General features: G+C 68.7%; 23 protein-coding genes. 12 read left to right on the top strand and 11 right to left on the bottom strand.

The window, feature by feature from the left end:
• The first annotated feature begins 1 nt into the window (after position 1).
• The 8 genes from AC1RJ9_RS14790 to AC1RJ9_RS14755 all read left to right on the top strand — a co-directional run bounded on the left by AC1RJ9_RS14790 (position 2) and on the right by AC1RJ9_RS14755 (position 8,058).
• On the top strand, positions 2 to 1,180 hold the full coding sequence (locus AC1RJ9_RS14790; protein WP_062096442.1) for an efflux RND transporter periplasmic adaptor subunit: 1,179 nt from the start codon (positions 2 to 4) through the stop codon (positions 1,178 to 1,180).
• Complete coding sequence (locus tag AC1RJ9_RS14785) at positions 1,170 to 1,589, top strand: hypothetical protein (RefSeq protein ID WP_062096444.1); 420 nt, start codon at positions 1,170 to 1,172, stop codon at positions 1,587 to 1,589. The genes AC1RJ9_RS14790 and AC1RJ9_RS14785 overlap by 11 nt, the downstream gene beginning before the upstream one ends.
• Positions 1,586 to 4,804: an efflux RND transporter permease subunit gene (locus tag AC1RJ9_RS14780; RefSeq protein WP_099503341.1), complete on the top strand. Its 3,219-nt coding sequence runs from the start codon at positions 1,586 to 1,588 to the stop codon at positions 4,802 to 4,804. The genes AC1RJ9_RS14785 and AC1RJ9_RS14780 overlap by 4 nt, the downstream gene beginning before the upstream one ends.
• Before the next feature lie 70 nt (positions 4,805 to 4,874).
• Positions 4,875 to 5,291, top strand: coding sequence for a flagellar basal body rod protein FlgC (flgC, locus tag AC1RJ9_RS14775; RefSeq protein ID WP_062095610.1), 417 nt, complete (start codon positions 4,875 to 4,877; stop codon positions 5,289 to 5,291).
• 103 nt (positions 5,292 to 5,394) lie between these two features.
• Positions 5,395 to 6,285: a cation diffusion facilitator family transporter gene (locus AC1RJ9_RS14770; RefSeq protein WP_062095608.1), complete on the top strand. Its 891-nt coding sequence runs from the start codon at positions 5,395 to 5,397 to the stop codon at positions 6,283 to 6,285.
• Between the two features lie 71 nt (positions 6,286 to 6,356).
• Positions 6,357 to 6,710, top strand: a complete 354-nt coding sequence (locus AC1RJ9_RS14765) for a DUF190 domain-containing protein (RefSeq protein ID WP_062095606.1) — start codon at positions 6,357 to 6,359, stop codon at positions 6,708 to 6,710.
• A gap of 55 nt (positions 6,711 to 6,765) precedes the next feature.
• Entirely contained in the window at positions 6,766 to 6,957 is a 192-nt protein-coding gene (locus tag AC1RJ9_RS14760) for a hypothetical protein (protein WP_062095604.1), read from the top strand.
• Positions 6,958 to 6,981: 24 nt separating this feature from the next.
• The gene (locus tag AC1RJ9_RS14755) at positions 6,982 to 8,058 is read left to right on the top strand and encodes an acyltransferase family protein (protein ID WP_062095602.1); all 1,077 of its coding nucleotides are present in this window, start codon (positions 6,982 to 6,984) and stop codon (positions 8,056 to 8,058) included.
• Positions 8,059 to 8,116: 58 nt separating this feature from the next.
• On the opposite strand, the gene AC1RJ9_RS14750 is transcribed toward AC1RJ9_RS14755, so the two are convergent.
• From AC1RJ9_RS14750 to AC1RJ9_RS14735, 4 genes are all read right to left on the bottom strand, one after another.
• A complete protein-coding gene (locus tag AC1RJ9_RS14750) occupies positions 8,117 to 8,629 on the bottom strand; it encodes a hypothetical protein (RefSeq protein WP_062095599.1) in 513 nt (170 codons plus the stop codon).
• A gap of 137 nt (positions 8,630 to 8,766) precedes the next feature.
• Entirely contained in the window at positions 8,767 to 9,156 is a 390-nt protein-coding gene (locus AC1RJ9_RS14745) for a hypothetical protein (protein ID WP_127846983.1), read from the bottom strand.
• A gap of 119 nt (positions 9,157 to 9,275) precedes the next feature.
• A complete protein-coding gene (locus AC1RJ9_RS14740) occupies positions 9,276 to 10,385 on the bottom strand; it encodes a HEPN domain-containing protein (protein ID WP_062095594.1) in 1,110 nt (369 codons plus the stop codon).
• 105 nt (positions 10,386 to 10,490) lie between these two features.
• Positions 10,491 to 10,697 (bottom strand): hypothetical protein, encoded by a 207-nt coding sequence (locus tag AC1RJ9_RS14735; RefSeq protein WP_062095592.1) that lies wholly within the window; start codon positions 10,695 to 10,697, stop codon positions 10,491 to 10,493.
• A 590-nt stretch (positions 10,698 to 11,287) separates the two neighbouring features.
• On the opposite strand from AC1RJ9_RS14735, the gene AC1RJ9_RS14730 reads away from it, so the two are divergent.
• From AC1RJ9_RS14730 to AC1RJ9_RS14720, 3 genes are all read left to right on the top strand, one after another.
• Entirely contained in the window at positions 11,288 to 11,620 is a 333-nt protein-coding gene (locus AC1RJ9_RS14730) for a DUF3768 domain-containing protein (RefSeq protein WP_066730511.1), read from the top strand.
• A 246-nt stretch (positions 11,621 to 11,866) separates the two neighbouring features.
• Positions 11,867 to 12,097 carry a hypothetical protein gene (locus AC1RJ9_RS14725; protein ID WP_062099900.1) on the top strand — a complete coding sequence of 77 codons (231 nt, stop codon included), beginning with the start codon at positions 11,867 to 11,869 and terminating at the stop codon, positions 12,095 to 12,097.
• A 180-nt stretch (positions 12,098 to 12,277) separates the two neighbouring features.
• Positions 12,278 to 12,709 (top strand): helix-turn-helix domain-containing protein, encoded by a 432-nt coding sequence (locus tag AC1RJ9_RS14720; protein WP_062099899.1) that lies wholly within the window; start codon positions 12,278 to 12,280, stop codon positions 12,707 to 12,709.
• Between the two features lie 19 nt (positions 12,710 to 12,728).
• Here the strand turns inward: AC1RJ9_RS14720 and AC1RJ9_RS14715 are convergent, their stop codons facing one another.
• The 7 genes from AC1RJ9_RS14715 to ribD form a co-directional block, all read right to left on the bottom strand.
• Positions 12,729 to 13,631 (bottom strand): NAD(P)/FAD-dependent oxidoreductase, encoded by a 903-nt coding sequence (locus AC1RJ9_RS14715; protein ID WP_062099898.1) that lies wholly within the window; start codon positions 13,629 to 13,631, stop codon positions 12,729 to 12,731.
• A gap of 91 nt (positions 13,632 to 13,722) precedes the next feature.
• On the bottom strand, positions 13,723 to 15,021 hold the full coding sequence (locus tag AC1RJ9_RS14710) for an Nramp family divalent metal transporter (protein WP_062099897.1): 1,299 nt from the start codon (positions 15,019 to 15,021) through the stop codon (positions 13,723 to 13,725).
• Positions 15,018 to 15,620 (bottom strand): sigma-70 family RNA polymerase sigma factor, encoded by a 603-nt coding sequence (locus AC1RJ9_RS14705; RefSeq protein ID WP_066683756.1) that lies wholly within the window; start codon positions 15,618 to 15,620, stop codon positions 15,018 to 15,020. Before AC1RJ9_RS14705 ends, AC1RJ9_RS14710 begins: the two co-directional genes overlap by 4 nt.
• 231 nt (positions 15,621 to 15,851) lie before the next feature.
• On the bottom strand, positions 15,852 to 16,307 hold the full coding sequence (gene ribH, locus AC1RJ9_RS14700; protein ID WP_062099896.1) for a 6,7-dimethyl-8-ribityllumazine synthase: 456 nt from the start codon (positions 16,305 to 16,307) through the stop codon (positions 15,852 to 15,854).
• A gap of 14 nt (positions 16,308 to 16,321) precedes the next feature.
• Positions 16,322 to 17,455, bottom strand: coding sequence for a 3,4-dihydroxy-2-butanone-4-phosphate synthase (gene ribB, locus AC1RJ9_RS14695; RefSeq protein ID WP_231732214.1), 1,134 nt, complete (start codon positions 17,453 to 17,455; stop codon positions 16,322 to 16,324).
• A gap of 11 nt (positions 17,456 to 17,466) precedes the next feature.
• Positions 17,467 to 18,093 (bottom strand): riboflavin synthase, encoded by a 627-nt coding sequence (locus tag AC1RJ9_RS14690; RefSeq protein ID WP_062099902.1) that lies wholly within the window; start codon positions 18,091 to 18,093, stop codon positions 17,467 to 17,469.
• Positions 18,093 to 19,091, bottom strand: a complete 999-nt coding sequence (gene ribD, locus AC1RJ9_RS14685) for a bifunctional diaminohydroxyphosphoribosylaminopyrimidine deaminase/5-amino-6-(5-phosphoribosylamino)uracil reductase RibD (RefSeq protein WP_062099894.1) — start codon at positions 19,089 to 19,091, stop codon at positions 18,093 to 18,095. Before ribD ends, AC1RJ9_RS14690 begins: the two co-directional genes overlap by 1 nt.
• Before the next feature lie 144 nt (positions 19,092 to 19,235).
• Between ribD and AC1RJ9_RS14680 the strand changes: the two genes are divergently transcribed.
• A complete protein-coding gene (locus AC1RJ9_RS14680) occupies positions 19,236 to 19,910 on the top strand; it encodes a GntR family transcriptional regulator (protein ID WP_062099893.1) in 675 nt (224 codons plus the stop codon).
• Positions 19,911 to 20,143 lie beyond the last annotated feature (233 nt).

The raw sequence follows: 20,143 nt of genomic DNA, 5'->3' as shown, positions 1-20,143 counted from the left end.
CATGAAGTCCAACGATAGAAAGACCCTGCTGACGGCCGTGGCGGTCAGCGCCGTCCTGGCCGCCGGCGCCGGCGTGCTGATCGGCAAGACCATGCTGTCCTCGCCCGCCAAGGACGCCCCGGCCGCCGAGGCCAAGGAAGATCACGCCGGCGAAAAGCCCCATGTCGCGATGACCGCCGAGCGCATCGCCGCCGACGGCATCCAGCTGGTGACCCTGGCCGGCGGCGGGCTCGATGCGGCCGTTCCGGCCCAGGCCACGGTGGTGGCCACGCCCAATGGCGCGGCGATCCTGGCGGCTCGCGCCGACGGGGCCATCGTTCGTATCAACAAGCGCCTGGGCGACCCCGTCGCCGCCGGCGAGGTGATCGCCGCCATCGAGAGCCGCGACGCCGCCGCCATCAGCGCCGACCGGAGCGCCGCGGCCGCCAAGGCCGCCGCCGCCCGCCAGGCCCTGGTCCGTGAGCAGCGCCTGTTCGAGGCCAAGATCACCGCTCGCCAGGACCTGGAAGCCGCCCAGCGCGAGGCCGCCATCGCCGAGTCCGAGCTGCGGCGCGCGAGCGGCGCCAGCGCCGCCGCTGGCGTCAGCGGCAATGGCCGCACCCTGGCCGTGACCAGCCCGATTTCGGGCCGGATCACCGCCGCCACCGCCACCCTCGGCGCCTATGTCGCCGCCGGCTCCGAACTCTTCCGGGTCGCCGATCCGGGCCGCATCGAGATCCAGGCCGCGCTCCCGGTCGCCGACGCCCAGCGCGTCAAGCCCGGCGACGCGGCCGTGGTCGAGACCGCAAGCGGTTCGGTGAACGCCACCGTGCGCAGCATCACCCCGGCGCTGGACGCCGAGAACCGTTCGGCTACCGCCGTACTGGCCGTCAGTGGCGAAGCCCCGATGCTGACCCCCGGCCAGGCGCTGCGCGCGCGCATCACCCCGCGCGGCGCCGCCGCCAGCGTCAGCGGCCGCATCTCCGCACCAGACGAGGCCGTCCAGACCGTCAATGGCGCCGAGGTCGTCTTCGTGCGCACCAAGAACGGCTTCGAGCCGCGCCCGGTCCGGGTCGGTCGCCGTGGCGGCGGCCAGGTCGAGATCCTCTCGGGCGTGCGCACCGGCGAGCAGATCGCCGGCAAGGGCGCTTTCCTGCTGAAGGCTGAACTCGGCAAGGGGGAGGCGAGCCATGAAGACTAAGCTCATCCTCGCCGCGGCCGCCCTGGTCGCTTCGCTCACCACCTCAACGGCCCAAGCCAAGGATGCGGTGACGATCGACCGTGTCGGCGGCCGCACCGTCGAGATCATCACCGCCTCGGCGCGCGATACCGGCAACGGCCTGCGCGTGTCGGGCCTGGTCCGACGCGCGCCAGGCCGCAGCCTGCCGCCGGTCACCGCCCACCTCGACGTCAGCGCCTTCGATCCCGACGGGCACTGGGCGATCACCGTCCCCACGCGCCTGGCGGCGCTCAGCCCCCAGCGCACCGACCGGGAGCCGGCTCGCTTTGAAGCGACCTTTCCGCTGCTTCAGCTGGCCTCGGTGACCAAGCTGGAAGTCCGCTATCAGGACAAGCCCCACGCCATGGAAACCGGCGAGGTGGCCCGATGATCGGCCGTATCCTCGACCTTTCGGTCCGCTTCCGGTGGGCCGTCATCGCCCTGGTCACGCTGGTCGCGGCCCTAGGCGTCTACAACCTCGTGCGCCTGCCGATCGACGCGGTGCCCGACATCACCAACAAGCAGGTCCAGATCAACACCGTCTCGGGAACCCTGGCCCCGGCCGAGGTGGAAAAGCTCGTCACCTTCCCGGTGGAGACGGCCATGGCCGGCATCCCTGGCCTGGAGTCCACGCGCTCGATCTCGCGCAACGGCTTTTCCCAGGTGACGATCGTCTTCAAGGAAAAGACCGACATCTACTTCGCCCGCCAGCAGGTGGCCGAGCGCCTGACCCAGGTGCGCCAAAGCCTGCCGGCCGGAGCCGAACCGGCCATGGGCCCGATCTCCTCGGGTCTGGGCGAGGTCCTGATGTGGACCGTGGCCTTCGAGCATCCGGGCGGCAAGGGCGCCAAGGTCACCGAAGGTTCGCCCGGCTGGCAGAGCGACGGGTCCTACCTGACCTCGACGGGGGAGCGGCTTTCCGATCCCACGGCCCAGGCGGCGTTCCTGCGCGAAGTGCAGGACTGGATCGTCCGGCCCCAGATGCGCTCGGTCGCGGGTGTGGCCGGTGTCGACTCCATCGGCGGCTTCGAAAAGCAGTTCATCGTCCAGCCCGATCCGACCCGCATGGCCTCGGTCGGCGTCTCGTTCAACGACCTGGCCAAAGCCCTGGAGGCGGCGAACCTCGCCGTCGGCGCCAACTTCGTCGAGAAGGGCGGGGAAGCCTTCCTCGTTCGCGCCGACGCCCGCGTCCGCACGGTCGACGAGATCGCCAACGCCACGGTCGCGGCGCGTGAAGGTGTCTCGATCCGCGTGCGTGACGTCGCCACCGTCAAGCTCGGCGGCGCCCTGCGCACCGGTGCGGCTTCGGAGAACGGCGAAGAGGTCGTTGTCGGCACCGTGCTGATGCTGACCGGCGAGAACAGCCGCACCGTCGCGGGCGCCTCGGCCGAGAAGCTGACCGAGGTGGCCAAGAGTCTGCCGGTCGGCGTGAAGGTCCAGGTGGTCTACGACCGCTCCAAGCTGGTCGGCGCGACCATCAAGACCGTCGAAAAGAACCTGACCGAAGGCGCTCTGCTTGTCATCGTGGTGCTGTTCCTGCTGCTCGGGAACTTCCGCGCCGCCCTGATCACCGCCCTGGTCATCCCGCTGTCGATGCTGATGACCGCCATCGGCATGAACAAGCTGGGCGTCTCGGGCAATCTGATGAGCCTGGGCGCGCTGGACTTTGGTCTGATCGTCGACGGCGCCGTGATCATCGTCGAAAACGCCTTGCGGCGCCTGGCCGAGCGCCAGCACCACGAGGGCCGTCTCCTGACGCTGTCCGAGCGCCTGGGCGAAACCCGCGAAGCCGCCCGCGAGATGATCTCGCCCACCGTCTATGGCCAGGCGATCATCCTCCTGGTCTACGCCCCACTGCTGACCTTCACCGGCGTGGAGGGCAAGACCTTCTCGCCGATGGCCATCACCGTGATGCTGGCCCTGGCCGGCGCCTTCGTGCTGTCGCTGACCTTCATCCCGGCCATGATCGCCCTGTTGATCAACGGCAAGGTGGCCGAGAAGGAAGTCGCGCCGGTCCGCTGGACCAAGTCCCGCTATGAGCCGCTGCTGCACAAGGTCGTGGCCAAGCCCTGGCCGGTGATCGGCGGCGCGGTGGCGCTCTTTGTCCTGGCCGCCGTGACCTTCGGGTTCCTGGGCCGGGAGTTCACGCCTCAGCTCGACGAGAAGGACATGGCCGTCCAGGCCCTGCGCATCCCGTCGACCTCGCTGGAGCAGTCGCTGCGCATGCAGCGCCGGATCGAGCGCGTCGTGGCGGGTTTCCCCGAAGTGGCCTTCGTCTACTCCAAGACCGGCACGGCCGAGGTCGCCAGCGACCCCATGCCGCCCAATGCCTCGGACGCCTTCATCATCCTCAAGCCCAAGGACGAATGGCCCAATAAGAATGAGACCAAAGCCGAGCTGATCGGCCGCATCGAGAACAAGCTGGAAGGCCTGACGGGCAACGCCTACGAGTTCAGCCAGCCGATCCAGATGCGCTTCAACGAGCTGATCGCCGGCGTGCGCGGCGACGTGGCGATCAAGGTTTATGGCGACGATCTCGACGCCATGAGCCGCACCGCCGAAGAGATCGCCACGGTCCTGCGGACGGTGAAGGGCGCGGCGGACGTCAAGGTCGAGCAGACCTCGGGCTTCCCGACCCTGGACGTCCAGCTCGATCGCGACGCCATCGGTCGCCTCGGCCTGACGGTCGAGGAGGTCGCCGACACCCTGGCCGTGGCCATGGGCGGCCGCGAGGCCGGCCTGGTCTTCCAGGGCGACCGACGCTTCGACGTGGTGGTCCGCTTGCCGGACGCCAGCCGCAACGACCTGGACGCCGTCGGCGCCCTGCCGGTCATGCTGCCTGAGCGGGCAGGGGGCGGCGCCCGCGCCTCGGTGCCTCTGCGCGACGTGGCCAAGTTCTCCTATTCGGAAGGCCTCAACCAGGTCAGCCGCGAGAACGGCAAGCGTCGCGTCGTGGTCCAGTCGAATGTTCGCGGCGCGGACCTGGGCTCGTTCGTCACGCAGGCCCAGCAGAAGGTCGATGCGCAGGTCAAGCTGCCGGCCGGCTCCTGGCTGGTCTGGGGTGGTCAGTACGAGAATCTGAAGGCCGCCCAAGGCCGCCTGGCGCTCGTGGTCCCGCTCTGCTTCCTGCTGATCTTCGGCCTGCTCTACATGGCCCTGGGCGGCATCGCGCCGGCCGCGGCCGTGTTCTCGGCGATCCCGCTGGCCCTGGCCGGCGGCGTCTTCGGCCTGGCCTTGCGCGGGATCCCGTTCTCCGTCTCGGCCGCCGTCGGCTTCATCGCGCTCTCGGGCGTGGCGGTGCTGAACGGCCTGGTCATGATGACCGCCATCCGACAGCGCCTCGCCACCGGCATGCCGCTGGAGAAGGCGATCATCGACGGGGCCATGGAGCGGCTGCGGCCGGTGATGATGACCGGTCTGGTCGCCTCGCTGGGCTTCGTGCCCATGGCCCTGGCGACCGGCACCGGCGCGGAGGTCCAGCGTCCGCTGGCCACCGTCGTCATCGGCGGGCTGATCACCGCCACGGCCCTCACGCTCTTCGTCCTGCCGGCGATCTGCCGCTTCGTCCTGCGTAAGGCCGAAATCCGGAGACCCGCCGACGCCTAAGACCAAGGCGGCGCGCCGGACAAGCTCCGGCGCGCCGCCCGTTCTTCATATCCACCCACGGAGCACTTGAATGAGTAAGCCGATCGAAGGGGGAAGCACGGCGATCGCCGTGTCGGGACTGCAAGCCCAGAAGAAGCGTATCCAGATCCTGGCCGAGAACATCGCCAACGCGAACTCGACCGCCAGAACCCCCGGCGGCGAGCCCTATCGCCGCCAGATCCCGGTGTTCAAGGTCGAGCCGATGGGCGGCGATGAGGGCGTGGTGTTGAGCGGCGTGAAAGCCGATCCCAAACCATTCCCTCAAGCCTACGACCCCGGCCACCCAGCGGCCAACGCCGCCGGTTACGTGCTGCTGCCCAACGTCAACAGCCTGGCCGAGAGCCTCGACCTCAAGCAGGCTATGAAAGCCTATGAGGCCAATCTCAACGTCCTCGATACCCAGGACGCGATGGAGAAAGCGACCCTCTCCATCCTCGACAAGAAATAGACGCGGGGGAGCGCGCGCGAAGCTCCCATTTGGCGGGTTTCGTGCGTTGATCCCTCAAACTTGGCAGGCGCGTTTCGGCGCACGTGAAGAGGAGAGGTTTTCAATGGGAGCTGGACACGATCACGGCGCGAGCCAGGCGAACGGCAAGCGGCTTGCCATAGCCCTGGCGCTGACCTCGACATTCCTGATCGCTGAGGTCGTCGCCGGCATCGCCTTCAACAGCCTGGCGCTGCTGTCAGACGCCGCGCACATGTTCACCGACGCCGCCGCCCTGGCCATCGCCCTGGCGGCGATCCGGGTCGGCCAGCGCAAGCCCACCGAGGACTTCACCTTCGGCTATCGGCGCTTCGAGATCCTCGCGGCGGCTTTCAACGCCATCCTGCTGTTCGGCGTCGCCATCTATGTTCTGGTCGAAGGCGTCAAGCGCATCCTCAACCCCGAGCCCGTCGGCTCGGTGGGGATGTTCATCGTCGCGGCGCTGGGCCTGGTCATCAACCTGATCTCCATGCGCCTTCTGGCCAGCCACAAGGACAAGAGCCTCAACGTCAAGGGCGCCTATCTCGAGGTCTGGGCCGATATGCTCGGCTCGCTGGGCGTGGTCGTCGGGGCCATCGTCATCAAGATCACCGGCTGGCGGTTCGTCGACCCGATCGTGGCCATCGGCATCGGCCTGTGGGTGCTGCCGCGGACCTGGATCCTTTTGAAGGACACCACCCGAATCCTCCTGGAAGGCGCGCCTCCCGGAATGGCCCTGGCCGGCGTGCGCAAGGCCATTACCGAGGCCCCTGGCGTGGCCAGCGTTCACGAGCTGCATCTGTGGACCACGGGCGCGGACCAGGCGGTCTGCACCGTCCATGTCGTGCTGACAGAGGGAGCGCAGGGCGAGGCCGTGCGCACGGCGATCGCCACCCGACTAGAGACCGACTTCGACCTGCACCACGTCACCATCCAGACCGAAGTGACCGAGTGCGGAGAGGAGGGGCGGCACGCTTAGGCGGCCGGCCCTCAATCTGCTGGCCGCCCCAGACCTTGGGGCGCGCCAGACTTTAGAGCGTGAGGTGACGCGTGAACGAAGACGACCTGCACATCCTGCGGATCTACCTGGACGCCGGCGCGACCCTGAACGGGGTCGCCTATGACGCGGTACTTATGGCGCGCGCCCGCGAGATGGACATCGCCGGCGCGGCGGTGCTGCGTATCGAAGAAGCCTTTGGCGAGGCGGTGCTGCACGGCGCCAAGGCCCGCGACCTGGCTCCCGAACAGCATCTGATCGTCGAGATGGTCGACAGCCGCGCCAAGCTCGACGCCTTGGCCGCGACCTTGGAAGTGGCCGCCGATGTGGGGTTGGCGACCATCGGCAAGATCCAGGTCGTCGCCTATGGCGGCCACCGACACCGCACCGGGGCCGCGACCGCCTAGCGCGGAGCCAGGCGCGTCCCGACCCGCCCCCACGGCCAGTTTTCAGGAGCAGCACATGACCAATCCCAATCCCCCCAAGCCCGACGCGGCGACCAGCACCGATGGCAAGCCGTCGTCATCCCCGGAGCCCGCGCCCCGCAAGGACGGCGGCATGATCGACGAGGGCGGCCCGACGGGCGGCAATGTCGAGGGCGTCGAGAGCGAAACCGAAACGCGCCGCGATGGCGGCATGCTCGGCGAGGGCTAGGCCATCAACATCCCGGGGGGGACCATGTATCCAGCCGATCTTCGATCTCTGACCGGCCTGCGCATCGTCGCGGCCGCCTGGGTGCTCGTCTACCACTTCCGCAATCGCCTCGGTCTCGACCTCGAACGGTTCGGTCTGATCGCCAAGGGTTATCTCGGGGTCGATCTCTTCTTCATCCTGTCGGGCTTCATCCTCTCCCATGTCTATCTGAAGGCCTGGTCCGAGGGGCGCTTCCGATACGGTTCCTTCCTGTGGGCCCGCCTGGCGCGGCTCTATCCGGTGCATCTGCTGACCCTGGGCGCGACCATCGTCCTCTGGGCCCTGGGCCGCTGGGCCGGCGCCAGCTTCGAGACACAGGCCTTCGATCCCAGCGCCATCCCGCAGCATCTGGTGCTGATCCATGCCTGGTGGTCGACGCCAACCGTGCAGTGGAACTTCCCATCCTGGTCGATCTCGGCCGAATGGTTCGCCTACCTGCTGTTCCCGGCGGCGGCCGTCGCATCCATCGCCTTACGCGCGCGTCCCGTTCTGGCCGTGGTGCTGGCGATCGTCCTGTTCTTCGCGCTCGACGGGATCGTGCAGACCTTCGGCGGATCGCTGACCCGGTTGACCGCCCAGGGCGGGGCGTTGCGGATCGTGCCGTCCTTCGCCATGGGCGTGGCCCTGCATCGGTTGGGCGCGACACGGTCGATGTCGCCGAGGCTGGCGCTGCTGGGTACGGGTCTCGCGGTGGTCTGGATCGTCTTGTCCACCGCCCTGGGTCTGGCCGATCGTTGGATCTGGCCGGGCCTGGCGGCGCTGATCTTCTGCCTGGCGGAAACGGACAAGGCTGGGCGCGCCACCCTCCTGGCCGCGCCGCTGGCGGTCTATCTCGGCGAGATCTCCTACGCGGTCTACATGACCCACTTGCCGGTCGACATCGCCTATTTCGAAGTCCTGGACCGCCTGCCGGCGCCGCCGACCGGGGTCTGGGCCTGGGGCGCCAGGTTCGGGGTCCTGGCGGTGTGCCTCCTTGTGTCGGTGGCGGTCTATCACGCGGTCGAGCGACCGGCCCGGCGCTGGCTGCGGGAGAACGATCCGTTCCGCGGTCCACCAGTGTAGGGCGAGCCGAGCCCCAGGGCCCGCCGGGCGAACCCGGCGGGCGCGCCAGGTCGGCGCTCTAGCCTTTGTCAGCGGTGGTCTCCGGGCGCCGGAGCACTTCGCCGTGGGCGCGGATCGGTTCTACGGCGCCGCCAAAGCCGATCACGAAGGTGGAGTCGAAACCGCCCCAGCTGATCGACACGTGGGCCACGAAGATCAGCGGTTCACGCACCTTGACGATCGATTGCAGGCGTCGACCGCGGCGAGCGAAGTCGAAACGCTGGCCCAAGCCGTCCGGACGGATTGTGGTCACGACCACGTCGCCGGGTTTGAGATCGTGGTCACGGCAGGTGATCACGAACCGCCAGCCGGCGTGGCGGCGCACGATGTCCAGCCGAAAGCGCCCGTTCTCAAGATCGATCCGGTGTGGGTCGTCGTCGGGTTGTTTGTAGAGGCTGAGGATCTCCTCGGCCTGCCGTTGCCAGAGCCAGACCAGGCTGGCGATCAGGACGATCAGGACCAGCAGCACGGCGGCCGTCACGGCCCAGGGATGGGCGGCGGCATAGAGGGTGAGGTCATGGATCGGGCTCACGGAGCGACGCTCCGGTGATCAATCGACGACAGCAGAGTGGAGGCGCGCGCGGGCGCATGGAGCCGCGACGTGCGGCCTGAAGATTTCAGAAACATGGGAATCCTCGAACACGAAGGACGCGGCCAGGGCCGCGCGGTCTAGGCGATAGGTTCGAGGTCGGATCTGGGCGGGCGGTCTTGCGGGTTGCCGGTCAGGCCGGCGCGGTGGTCATTGTCCAGCCGGAACCGAGCCGCTGCAGTGGCCGCGATGGTCGGAGCGTTGGCGTTCGCGACCTGATCGTGAAGGGGCGGGCCGTCGGCATGGTGATGATGCGCGCCCGAGGCCGGCGCCTCGGATGCGTGAGGATCGGTCGGGGTCTGAACCGCGCTCGGTCTCACGGAGGTTGAAGCGTCCTGCGTCTCGGCGACCGCGGGTGCGGCCGCTTGGGTCAAAGCGCTGGCGGCCTGAACGAAGTCCGCGTCGAGATGGGCCTGCTCGACCGGCGCCTGCACGGACAGCCCCGCCATCAGCAGGGCGGCGAAAGCCACCAATGCCTGTCGAACGGTTTTGAACGCAGCGAGGCCCACGGTTCCCCCGGGTGAATGAACCGGCGCATTGTCGCGCCTTCGGTTGGGTTCTTCAACGCTGGATGCCCGGTCTGGGGTCGCTAGGCTGTGGTTTCGGGTGGCGGGGGCGGTGTCAGGTCGAGGCCGAGGCGCGCTTGGCCAAAGCGCAGGATCAGATAGCGGGTTGCGCGCTCGAGACCCAGGATGGTCGGGGCGCGCTCCAGGATCTTGCGGAGGTCTTTGTCGTTGACGACGGGCTGGCCGCCTTGGACGTCGTTGAGCCGGTGGCTGGGCTCGACCCAGCCCGCGAATGACTGGCCAGTATGGACGAAGCGGCTTCGCAGGTCGTAGGCCGCGCCGATGGACGCCTTGAAGCTGTCGGGCTGGAAGCACCAGAATGCCGCCTCGGCCTCGCCCCCATCGAAGAAGGGCTGGTCGATATAGTCCACGAAGGTGGTCACGAACCGTCGCTTGATTTCGAACAGTCGCTTTCGCAGCGTGCTGCCGGCGGCCTTGCCGTCGGGCAGGTCCTTCTCGATCCGCTGCAGGAGAGCCTCCAGCTCCGGGTCGAGCAGCCGCCCGCCGGCCGGGTACTGGGCTTCGGAGATGATCTCGCCGGCCGTGATCAGGTGCAGATAGGCCTGTTCGGGATCGTGCTCGCTGCTCTGTAGCGCGCGCATGTAGAAGCGGCACGCAGCGTCGAAGGCGTGCAGGGCCGGGATGTCGCGCGTGCCCGTCCAGACGGGATAGAGGCGGGTGACCTCTTCCAGGTTCAGCAGGACGGGCAGGGTCTTGCGCGGACGGTGGTTGTTCTGCGGCAGCTCCGGATCGGTGAAGGTCGAGAACGCGCTGAGATCGGGCAGGTTGAAGATGCCATCGTTCTGCAGCGAGCCATGGGCGTCGAAGCGCTTGCCGAACAGCACGCTCATCCCGGCCGCGAACATCTCGCCGTAGCCGGCATATTGCGGGACCACGACGCCTGGGGCCTTCTCGTAGTCGTCGGTCAGAAACGCAGCCACGAAGGCGCCGCGCGCATGGCGATCGGCCAGCATCCTCTGGCGTGCCGCCCGGTTTCCAAGGCTGGGCCAGGCGTGGGTGATCAAGAGATCATCGCCGGCGAACTCGCCGATGAACCAGCTGGTCGATGAGATCAGGACCCGCTGGACGCGGTTGGATGGGCGCAGCCCCTCGGTGATCTTCGTGTCGGTCAAAGAGAGCTTCCGTCGCCTGTCCGGGAGTCATTCGCATCCCGCAGGGGCGGGGGCCGTGAAGAGAATACGTCCTGGGCCAGAGGCCCAGGACGGTGGTGGGGCGCTTTAGCAGACCAAGGTGAGGCCTCCGCTGTTGCAGAGGATGAGCGCCTGGTCGCCGACGACAAACATGTGGAAGCCGCGGCGGCGAACCTCGGCTTCGAGCTGTTCCATGGAGGCGAAAAGATTGACCCAGCCGATATTGCGGCGAACGAGCCCGCCGTTGCGAGCTTGGCGGGATTGGAAAATGCGTTGAATAAATGGATTATACAATTTATAACTCTCTTATTGATTTCAGTTCATCTGATTTCTTTCTCAGTCGTCGGTTTGAAGGGCGCTGAAAACGGATTGAGGGAATCCCAATCCTACTTCTATACTACCACAAAACTTGCCTCTTGTCAAGCTTGGTTAACGGCGTTCGCTGACCGGCGTCGCTGTTGCGGGCGTCCAAATGGGCTACTCGGGGCGCCGCCCGGCGCTTTCGCGCCAGGCTCTGCCTGATCCGGCGAGCGACCGGCGGGCACGCTCGGTCCCGCGGCTTTCGCCGCTCCCTCGGGCGCGCCCCTGCGGGCAGGCTTTTGGCCTGCCGCCGGACGCTCGACGCCGCCTCCCGCCACGCGCTGCGCGCGGGCTCCTGTGCAGGCTTCATTGTCATGAGCGCCCGCTGACGCGGACGCGCCAGCTTAGGGCTCCGCCCTCGGCGCACTTCGGATCGGCTTCCGCCCAGCTTCGGCCGGCCCTTGGCCGTCCTGCAGCCGGGTCCCCGCGAAGCCGCCCCTCCGTTTGCACACCCGGTCTCGCCGACGGGCGTCGGGGTCAGGCGCGCTTTGCGCCTGACCCCGAGCACCTAGGAGAAAATTCCTATGACCGAGCAAGACCATACCGCCGCCATCGCGGCCCTGAACGACGCCTGCCGCGCCGAGCCCGGCGCGGGCTGGGTATTGACCCAGGGCGTTCACGCGCTGCCTGAGGGCGACAAGCTGAAGGCCTTCGCCGCCGTGACCGCCTTCACCGACTTCCACGAGGACAACAACCCGCACGGCGAGCGCGATTGCGGGGCCTTTATGGTCGGCGACGCCAAGCTCTTCTGGAAGATCGACTACTACGACCTCGACCTCTGCATGGCTTCGACCGATCCGGCCGACCCGGCCGTGACCAAGCGGGTGCTGACCCTGATGCTGGCCGAGGAATACTAGGCCTGGCGCCAGAGGCGGCCGGGGCGGGGAGGGCGCTCCGGCTTGCTGGGCCAGGGGGGGGCAGGCGCGTCGCGACGCGCCGCCGCAAAGGCGGCGGCGCGCGGCGGCGGGACATTCTTCCGGCCTCGAAGAGATTGTCGGGGTCGTGGGCGGACCTGACGGGCGGGTGGCTTGATCGTTCGGCTCTGGATGTCGCCAGGGGTGTGATAGTTTATCCAGGGTTGAGTTCGGCGCGTGGAGGCTGCCATGGAATGGATTGTTGGTATCGGGCTAGTGGCCTTGGCCGTCGCTGCCGACCTGTGGGTCAAACGCCGTCGCTTCTATCGGCGCAATATGGCCGGGCTGGAAACCTTCAGCAGCTTCGGCGCGTCGGTGACCACGCGTGGCCTCGAGCGCCTGGTTCTGGGCGCTAGCCGGATCGCCGGGTTACTCGGCGCCCTGATGTTGTTCTTGGCGGCTGTGCGCGCCCTTGGCTGAGGACGCGCGAGGGGCGGGCCGACCGTGGCCGCGAACCCTGATCGGGGATGTTGCGCGTCTCGACTTTCGCGTCTGGGACGAGACTCGCCCGCGCGCGACCGCTGGCTGCTGGACCGACTCGGCGTAACGGCGGTCAACCGTCATGTCCCCTGAGGACAATTGCGCCCAGGGAGCACCGACGTGCCGACCGAAACATCACCCCACTTCGTCGATCTGCATGTCGGCGCCCGGCTTCGCCTGCGCCGAAAGAGCCTGGGCATGAGCCAGACGACCCTGGCCGACGCGGTCGGCCTGACCTTCCAGCAGCTCCAGAAATACGAGCGCGGCGCCAACCGGATCAGCGCCTCCAAGCTCCACGGCATGGCGGCGGTGCTGAACACCTCGGTCGGCTGGTTCTTCGAGGGTTTGCCCGATCCCGTCGAGCCCGAGAGCGCCCTGGCTCAGGACGCCGAGCGGATCGCCCGCACCACGCAGGCCTTCCTGATGTCGGCCGAGGGCGTCGAGTTGGCGCGGAACTTTCCAGCCCTGCCGTCCACCGCGCGGCGTCAGATCTTGGACTTGATGGGCGCGATGGCCGTCCTCGACGAGCGCGAGGAAGAGGCCGACGGGTAATCCCCGCCCGGCGCCGCCTTCAGGCGCCGGGCGAAGGATCGATCTGCCGCAGGCGTCGGTGGATATCGGTGGCCGCGACCGCCGCCTCGGCCGTGGCGATGGCGATCTGGTTGAGGCCTCGGACCACGTCCCCCGCCGCATAGAGGCCGTCGATCGAGCAGCGCTGATGGGCGTCGACGTTCAGGTTGCCGTCGTCGTCGTGCTCGGCGCCCCACCGCACCGCCAGACGGCTCTGCATCTCGCACCCGAGCGCCAGATAGAGGCAGTCGAAGGTCGCCCGACCGTCGCCCGTCTCGACGATCACCTGGTCCTCCAGCCTGACGGCGCCCAGCGAGGTGGCCATCACGGTGACGCCGGCCTCGCGCAGCGCCACAAGGTCGAGATCGTCGCTCGCGCCCAGATGCAGCAAGGTCACCTGGTTGGAATAGGTGCGCAGGAAGATCGCTTCGCGCGCGCCCAGCGGCCCATCGCCGAGCACCGCAATGGCCTGGTCGATGGCCTCATAGGCGTCGCAGATCGGGCAGATCCTCACGAGCGCCCGCCGGATGGCCGCATCGATCCCGGGAAGGTCGGGCTTGATGTCCACCACGCCAGCGGCGAGCAGCAGGGTGCGCCCTTGAACCGTTCCGCCGCTCTCGCCGGAGAGGCGTACCGCGAAAAGGTCGCCGCGACGCTCGAAGGTCTCTGCCCGCGCGGTCTGGAACACGGCGCCGTAGCGTTCGGCCTGGTCGCGCATACGGGCGAGCAACGCTCCGCCGCCAACTCCCTGCGGGAAGCCCGGCGTGTTGTGGCTCTCGGGGATCCAGCTGGCGCGGGACGGGCCGCCGTCGAGCACCAGGACCTTGCGGCGGAAGCGCCCGAGATAGGTAGCCGCCGTCAGGCCTGCCGGGCCGGCGCCGACGATGAGGGCGTCGTAGATCATCGGGCGCTATCTCTCGGCGTCGGTTCCATCGGCTCAACGGAACTGGACCTGACCCGGTTCCAGTTGCGCGAGGACTCCGCGCCCGGCCGCTTCAGCCGCGCGGCAGCAGCGGCGAGAGCGCCATGGCCGCCACCGCCAGGCCCATCACGACCGTGGCGATCCATCCCAGCAGGCGCACACCGCGCCCGACCACGAACTGCCCCATCTGGCCGGGCCGCGAAGCCACCCGCATCATCGCCGCCATCATCGGCACGGCGATCACGCCGTTGATCACCGCGCTCCAGAACAGCGCCTTCATCGGGTCGAGCGGCGACCAGTCGATACCGACCCCCAGCAGGGTGGCCGCGGCGATCACGCCATAGAACCCCGGCGCCTCCCACGGCTTGTGCGCCAGGCCGCACTTCCACTTGCGGCACTCCCCGACCGCATAGGCGGCCGAGCCGGCCAGTACCGGGACGGACAATAGGCCGGTGCCGATGATGCCCAGCGCGAACAGCAGGAAGGCAAAGCGCCCGGCGGCCGGCTCCAGGGCCCGCGCCGCGTCGGCGGCGCTGGTGATGTCGGTCTTGCCCTGGACATGCAGAGTGGCGGCGGTGGCCAGCATGATGGCGATGGCCACCAGGTTGGAGACGGCCATGCCGACCAGGGTGTCGAGCCGGATGCGCCGCATGGCCCGGCCGGCCTGTTTGGGCGCTTCGGTCAGCGGCTTGGCATGGGCCTTGCGATTGACCTCCTCGACCTCCTGGGCGGCTTGCCAGAAGAAGAGATACGGGCTGATCGTGGTCCCGAAGATGGCCACGATCGCCGTGATCAGCGCCGCCGACGGCTGCGCGCGCGGCCAGACCAGACCCTGGATGACCGAGGTCCAATCGAGCTTCACGGTGAACAGCACCGCGACATAGGCCAGCAGGACGAAGGTCAGCCATTTGAGGAACGCGACGTAGCGCTGGTAAGGCACGAAGAGCTGCAGCAGTAGCGAGAGCACCGCGAACCCCACGGTGAAGATGTGGGACCCGCGATGGGCGAGAAGCTCGGCGGCCGCGCCCATGGCCGCCAGGTTCGCGCCGATGTTGATGGTGTTGGCCACCAGCAGCAGAACCACCAGCAGATTGACCGCCCAGCGCGGCATCACCTCGCCAAGATTGGCCGCTAGGCCCTTGCCGGTCACCCGACCGATCTGGGCGCTGACCAGCTGGATCGCGCTCATCAGCGGATAGGTCAGGACCATGGTCCACAAGAGGCCATAGCCGAACTGCGCGCCGGTCTGGGAATAGGTGGCGATGCCGCTGGGATCATCGTCCGCCGCCCCGGTGACGAGACCAGGTCCGAGCTTGCGCAGCAGGCTGGTCGCCGGGCGCTGGGTGGTGTCCGGGGGCGGGGCGGCCGTCACGCGGCCGACTGCGCGTCCAGCACGACGTCGGCGCGTTGCGCCACGTCCCAGGGGGTGAGCGCGGCCATGGCCTCGCCGACCGGGCGGCCATCGCGGGCATAGTCGCCAGTCTCCAGCAGGCGTTGCAGCTCGGTGCGCGCGCGGTTGACCCGGCTCTTCACCGTGCCGATCGCCACGTTCATCACCGCGGCGGCCTCTTCGTAGGAAAAGCCGCCGGCCCCGACCATGATCAGGGCTTCGCGCTGCGGGACCGGCAGCGCCATCAGCGCCTGGCGGACATCGTCCAGCTCGATCGCGGCGGCTGGATTGTCGGTGGCGACCAGGGTCTGCTCGGCCCGTTCCTGATCCAGTTCCACCGACCGCCAGCTGCGCCGCTTCTCAGACAGGAACTGGTTGCGCAGGATCATGAAGGTCCAGGCGCGCATGTTGGTGCCCAGCTCGAAGCTTTCACGGCAGCGCCAGGCCTTGGCGACGGCGTCCTGGGCCAAGTCGTCGGCCTGAACCGCATCCCCACAGAGCGAGCGGGCGAACGCGCGCAGGTGGGGGATCTGCGAAACCAGTTCTTTTTCGAAGATCTTGTCGCGTGACGCCGTCGTCATGGGCTGGCCCTGTCCTCACCGCCGGCCCGGACAACCTTTGCCGAGGCCGCTCACTGCAGCTTCAATCCCAGCGAAAGACTTTGGTTCCAGAGCAAAGTCAGGAGGTTAGACAGTATTCGATGTCGAGTGTTCGACACAGGAATGGGCGTGTTCGCCCGTTCCTGTGGCAGTCACCCGCTCCCCAATCGGCGACGCCGTTCAGTCCGGGCGGTCGTCGGCCTGCGGCGCCGTCTAGGCCGCGCGTGATCTGATCGACCGGAGCGTCCGCCAGGCCTGGAGACAGGCGTGGGCGGCCTCGCGGCCCTTGTTGTCTACGTCCTCGCGGCTGCGGGCCAGGGCCTGGTCTTCGTCGTAGGTCGTCAGGACGCCGAAGCTGATCGGCCGTCCGGTGCTGAGCCCCGCAGTCATCAGGCCGGCCGCGACCCCCTGGCTGATATACTCGAAGTGCGCGGTGTCGCCCTTGATGACGCAGCCCAGGCAGACGATCCCATCGAACCGCCCGCTGGCGGCCAGGGTCTGGGCGATCAGCGGCAACTCGAAAGCGCCCGGGGCCTCCACGATGTCCTCCTCGCCCAGGCTGACGCCCTCGGCCTCGAGGACCGCGCGGGCGCCCAGCACCAGGCCGTCAACAATGTCGGCATTGAAGCGGCTGACGACGAGGGCGATGCGGGGAAGATCATGGGTCATGGCGTGAGGTCCTTTCAGGCGACGTGACCGAGGTCATGGCCAAGCCGGTCGCGTTTGGCGTTGAGATAGGCGGCGTTGTCGGCGGTGATCGGGGCCAGCACCGGCACGCGCTCGACCACGGTCAGGCCGCCGGCCGTCACGGCCTCGGCCTTGCGCGGATTGTTTGTCATCAGGCGCACCTGCCGCACGCCCAGGGCCTGCAGGATCTGGCACGCCGCGCCGTAGTCGCGCGCGTCGTCGACGAAGCCCAAGGCATGGTTGGCCGACACCGTGTCGAGACCTTGGTCCTGCAGGGCGTAGGCGGCGATCTTGTTGGCCAGGCCAAGGCCCCGCCCTTCGTGACCGCCCAGATAGATCAGCACACCGCCTTCCTGGCCGATGCGGTCCATCGCGGCGCGCAGCTGCTCGCCACAGTCGCATCGCCCAGAGCCCAGGGCGTCGCCGGTCAGGCACTCCGAGTGGATACGGACCAACGGCGCGGCGCCATCGCGCGGACCGGCGATCAGGGCCAGGTGTTCAGCTTCCGCCGACCGGAACGCCACGACTTCAAAGTCGCCGCGCGCGCTGGGCAGGTGCGAGCGCGCCACTTCGGTCACAGCCTGACGATGGGCCACCAGCTCGGCGATCGAGACGATCGGCAGGTCGTGACGCGCCGCGAAGGCGTCCAGGCTCGGGCCCCGCGCCATCGCGCCGTCGGGGTTCATGATCTCGCAGATCACGGCGGCGGGCCTCAGTCCGGCCAGTTTCGCCAGATCGATGGAGGCCTCGGTGTGACCGCGGCGGGCCAGGACGCCGCCCGGCGCGGCCCGCAGCGGGAAGACGTGGCCCGGCGAGACCAGGTCGACGGCGGATGCGCCCGGCGCGGTGGCCGCGGCGATGGTCTTGGCCCGGTCGTGGGCCGAGATGCCGGTGTCGATGCCTTCCGCCGCCTCGATCGAGACCGTGAAGGCCGTGCCGCGTCGGGTGCGGTTGTCGGCGACCATGGGCGCCAGGCCCAGGCGCTCGACGGCCCCGGCCTCCAGCGACAGGCAGATCAGCCCGCTGCCTTCCTTGGCCATGAACGCGATGGCGGCGGCGTCGACATGCTCGGCGGCCATGACCAGGTCGCCTTCGTTCTCCCGGTCGACGTCGTCGACCACGATGATCATCCCGCCCGCCCTCAGGCGTGCGAGCGCTTCAGATAGACGTGACATAGACGCTCCGCATATTTGGCCAGCACGTCGACTTCGACATTGACGAGATCGCCGACGACCGCGTGCCGCAGGGTGGTGTGGGTCCAGGTGTGGGGAATGAGGGCGACGCCGACGCTGAACCCGTCAGGGGCCTGGATCGGGCCGACATCGGTCAGGGTCAGGCTGATGCCGTTCAGGGTGATCGATCCCTTCTCGACGCAGTAGGGCCAGAGGCCGTCGGGCAGTCTGAGGCGCACGCGACGATCGTCCTCGTCGCCGGTGATGGCCGTGATCCGCGCCAGGCCATCGACATGACCCTGCACGATGTGACCCGACAGCCGCGCCGACACCTGCAGCGCCCGTTCGAGATTGACGCGGGCGCCGACGGCGAGGGTCGGGAAGGTACTGCGCGCCAGCGTCTCGGCGCTGAGGAAGAAGGTGGCCTCTCCAGCGTCGTCCTGGGCGATCACCGTCAGGCAGACGCCATCGACGGCGACGCTTTCGCCCAGGGTCAGATCGGAAAACCCAGTGGCCAGGCCGATCTTGAGGGCGCCGTCCCCCGCTTGCGTCACCCACAGGGTCTCGCCGACGGTCTCGATGATCCCGGTGAACATCAGGCGCGGGCCTCCAGATCGTGGGCCAGCCGAACCTCGATCCGGTCGTCCTGATCGGCCGCGTCCGCTGTCCTGATGACGACGTGCTCATCCCAGAGATCGCCGGCCAGCACCGCCGTGGTCACGGTCGGCCCAGCCTCAATCAAAGCCTCCAGGGCGCCATCTTCCGCCAGTTGCGCCAGCAGCGTCGGCAGGTCGTCGTGTAGGCTCGGCGCGAAGCCCTGCATCCGTGCCCGGGCCAGATAGGCGGCCGGGACGCGGCGGCGGCGGTCGAGGATGGCCAGGCGGCGCGGGGACAGGCGCGGGTCGGGGACCCGCCGCACGGTGAAGAGAGGGCTGTCGGCCAGGATCGTGCCAGAGCCGGTGACGATGGCGTCAGCGCGGCGGCGCAAGGCGTGCGCCAGGTCCAGCGACGTGGCGCTGGTGAAGGTCTTGGCGCCGGCGGGCGGGATCATGGAGCCATCCGATCGCAGGGCCTGCTTGACCGTCACCCACGGCCGGCCGCTTCGCAGGCGCCGCGCGAAGGGCGCGATGAGCCGGGCGCTCCGGGCGGCCAGCCGCGGCGCCATCGGGTGGGGCAGGTCGGCGGCGAAGGTCACGTCCAGACCGGCGGCGGCGAGCTGGCGCGCGCCTCCGCCGCGCACCGCCGGGTTCGGATCTGGCGTGCCGATCCAGACGGCGCGGACGGGACTGGCCAGGATGGTCTCGACGCAGGGCGGGGTGCGGCCGTGGTGATTGCAGGGTTCGAGCGTGACGACGAGGGCGCTCACCGCATCCAGCCGGCCGGTCTGGCGACAGGCTTCCAGCGCGGCGACCTCGGCATGGGCGTGACCGGCGCCATGGTGGGCGGCGACAGCCAGGATCTCGCCATCGGCGGCTAGGGCGGCGCACCCGACCGGTGGATTGGGCGCGGTGGCGCCGGCCAGGGCCGCGCCGGCTTCAAGGGCCTGTTGGAACGCCGATGCGACGGCGCCGGGAGCAGGGTGGGGGCAGGACATGGCGGCGACTTAGAGCGGGCGGCCGGCCCGGGCCAAGCGCTTGTCGCCGTTCGAAAGTCTTACATTTTAGAGGCCAATGGGAATGACGTCGGCGGGGTTTGTCACTAGGACCTTGGCCATGAAGTCGTCGATCGCGCCCCGCCCATGAAGGGGCCCCTCAATAGTGTCGCGCCGCACGGCGCCTGGTCGCCCGGTCTCCAGAAGGCCAGGCTCTATGACCTCCTTCTGCAGGACATCATCCTGGGTGATCTGCCGCCCATGCAGGTCCTGGAGGAGAATGCCCTGGCCGCCCGCTACGCAGGCGGTGTCGCGGGCATCCGGGACGCCCTGGGGCGCTTGGCCATCGAGGGGCTGGTGGTGCGTCGCCCGCGCGTGGGCACCATCGTCGCGCCCCTCGATGTCGCCGAGATCGAGCACGCCTTTCAGGTCCGGCGGATGCTCGAAGGCAAGGCCGCCGCGCTGGCCGCGCGCAATCGCCGTCCGACCGATGTCGTGGCCATTCTCGACGCCTTCGCCGGCGCCGAAGACGCCATCGCCACGGGTGATTTTCGCGCCATGCTGGCCATGGACCTGGCCTTTCACCGCGCGGTCGCCGTCGCCGCCCAGAACCCGACGCTGGCCCGGTTCGTGATCGCCCTGCAGAACGTCGCCACCCGGTTCTGGATCTGGCAGATGGAAAAGCAGTCGCCGGAGAGCCAGCTGGAGGACGTCGGACTTCACCGGGGTCTGGGTCAGGCCATCGCCGACGGGGACCCGGACCTGGCCGAAGCACTATGCGCCCAGCTGATTGGTCACCCACCGAGCGGCGAGGCCCGCTGAGGGGCTCCCCAAGGATTCAGCCTTCAGCGTCGCTCGCCCAAGGTTGGCACGACCAGGCCCGCCGTCGATCGGCGTCACCGTGCGCGATGCAAGGAGCTCACACGGAACTTGAACCATCCGGCCAGGCGCGGATCCATCGCGTGATGGGCTCGAAGATTCACCTCACGCTTGGCCGGCGCACCCTGAATTGGGGCAAGGACGAGGGGTTCGCAAACCGTAGCGCCCTGTTTTGG

The organism is Caulobacter sp. GW822-FHT07D08 (assembly GCF_058798735.1).
The sequence above is the reverse complement of the archived record's forward strand: the minus strand, read 5'-3'. Positions and strand labels throughout refer to the sequence as shown.

What these genes read in the sequence shown, in the direction of transcription:
- AC1RJ9_RS14790 (WP_062096442.1), top strand. Translation starts at nt 2, where the DNA reads ATGAAGTCCAACGATAGAAAGACCCTGCTGACGGCCGTGGCGGTCAGC.
- AC1RJ9_RS14785 (WP_062096444.1), top strand. Translation starts at nt 1,170, where the DNA reads ATGAAGACTAAGCTCATCCTCGCCGCGGCCGCCCTGGTCGCTTCGCTC.
- AC1RJ9_RS14780 (WP_099503341.1), top strand. Translation starts at nt 1,586, where the DNA reads ATGATCGGCCGTATCCTCGACCTTTCGGTCCGCTTCCGGTGGGCCGTC.
- flgC (WP_062095610.1), top strand. Translation starts at nt 4,875, where the DNA reads ATGAGTAAGCCGATCGAAGGGGGAAGCACGGCGATCGCCGTGTCGGGA.
- AC1RJ9_RS14770 (WP_062095608.1), top strand. Translation starts at nt 5,395, where the DNA reads ATGGGAGCTGGACACGATCACGGCGCGAGCCAGGCGAACGGCAAGCGG.
- AC1RJ9_RS14760 (WP_062095604.1), top strand. Translation starts at nt 6,766, where the DNA reads ATGACCAATCCCAATCCCCCCAAGCCCGACGCGGCGACCAGCACCGAT.
- AC1RJ9_RS14755 (WP_062095602.1), top strand. Translation starts at nt 6,982, where the DNA reads ATGTATCCAGCCGATCTTCGATCTCTGACCGGCCTGCGCATCGTCGCG.
- AC1RJ9_RS14730 (WP_066730511.1), top strand. Translation starts at nt 11,288, where the DNA reads ATGACCGAGCAAGACCATACCGCCGCCATCGCGGCCCTGAACGACGCC.
- AC1RJ9_RS14725 (WP_062099900.1), top strand. Translation starts at nt 11,867, where the DNA reads ATGGAATGGATTGTTGGTATCGGGCTAGTGGCCTTGGCCGTCGCTGCC.
- AC1RJ9_RS14715 (WP_062099898.1), bottom strand. Translation starts at nt 13,631, where the DNA reads ATGATCTACGACGCCCTCATCGTCGGCGCCGGCCCGGCAGGCCTGACG.
- AC1RJ9_RS14705 (WP_066683756.1), bottom strand. Translation starts at nt 15,620, where the DNA reads ATGACGACGGCGTCACGCGACAAGATCTTCGAAAAAGAACTGGTTTCG.
- ribH (WP_062099896.1), bottom strand. Translation starts at nt 16,307, where the DNA reads ATGACCCATGATCTTCCCCGCATCGCCCTCGTCGTCAGCCGCTTCAAT.
- ribB (WP_231732214.1), bottom strand. Translation starts at nt 17,455, where the DNA reads ATGATCATCGTGGTCGACGACGTCGACCGGGAGAACGAAGGCGACCTG.
- AC1RJ9_RS14690 (WP_062099902.1), bottom strand. Translation starts at nt 18,093, where the DNA reads ATGTTCACCGGGATCATCGAGACCGTCGGCGAGACCCTGTGGGTGACG.
- ribD (WP_062099894.1), bottom strand. Translation starts at nt 19,091, where the DNA reads ATGTCCTGCCCCCACCCTGCTCCCGGCGCCGTCGCATCGGCGTTCCAA.
- AC1RJ9_RS14680 (WP_062099893.1), top strand. Translation starts at nt 19,236, where the DNA reads ATGAAGGGGCCCCTCAATAGTGTCGCGCCGCACGGCGCCTGGTCGCCC.